Raw genomic sequence first — 715 nt, 5'->3', positions numbered from 1 at the left:
TGCAGCCGAAGCAGCGCTCGATGCGGTTGCGGTTTATGTAGATCGCTTCATCATGGTCGATGATGATCTTTCGCGTTCGATTTGACGGGATGACCGCTTCGGCTCCCATGGTCGCGATGATCGCGCGCAAGGCGTTGCTGTCATAGGCTTTGTCGGCCAGAACGGCCTCGGCGGCTTGCCCATCCAGAAGTGCAGGTGCCTGTGTGATGTCGCCGACCTGGCCCGCCGTTATGATGAACCGCAGCGGTCGGCCCAACGCATCGGCCAGCATGTGAATCTTGGTGGTCAGTCCACCTCGGGAACGCCCCAGCGCCTGATCCTTGGCCCCCCTTTTCCGGAGGCCGCCTGCTGATGGGCACGAACGATCGTGCTGTCGATCATCAGGTATTGGTTGTTGCGATCGGCCGTCAGCGTCTCGAAGACACGCTCCCAGACACCGGCATGGCACCAGCGACTGAAGCGCTTGTGCACCGTCTTCCACTTGCCATAGCGCTCGGGCAAGTCACGCCAGTGCGCGCCTGAGCGCAACACCCAGAGGCAACCATTGATAAAAATACGGTTGTCCGCACCGGTTCGACCGGGATCACCAACCTTACCCGGAAGCAACGAGGCGATCTTCTCCCACTGTCCGTCGCTCAGTTCATACCGCTTCGCCGCCATCCACAGGTCTCCGTGATCATCACGGCAGCCTATGAATCACTCAGCAACTGATTTG

1 pseudogene is annotated in these 715 nt (G+C 59.9%); it reads right to left on the bottom strand.

Features of this window, described 5'->3' with window-relative positions:
• Positions 1–660: pseudogene (locus ACFPWW_RS18140) on the bottom strand (IS5 family transposase); the annotation flags it as partial.
• Between the last annotated feature and the right edge of the window lie 55 nt (positions 661–715).

Origin of the sequence: Rhizobium sp. GCM10022189 (assembly GCF_042656325.1) — a bacterium.
GTDB lineage: Bacteria > Pseudomonadota > Alphaproteobacteria > Rhizobiales > Rhizobiaceae > Rhizobium.
The sequence above is the reverse complement of the archived record's forward strand: the minus strand, read 5'-3'. Positions and strand labels throughout refer to the sequence as shown.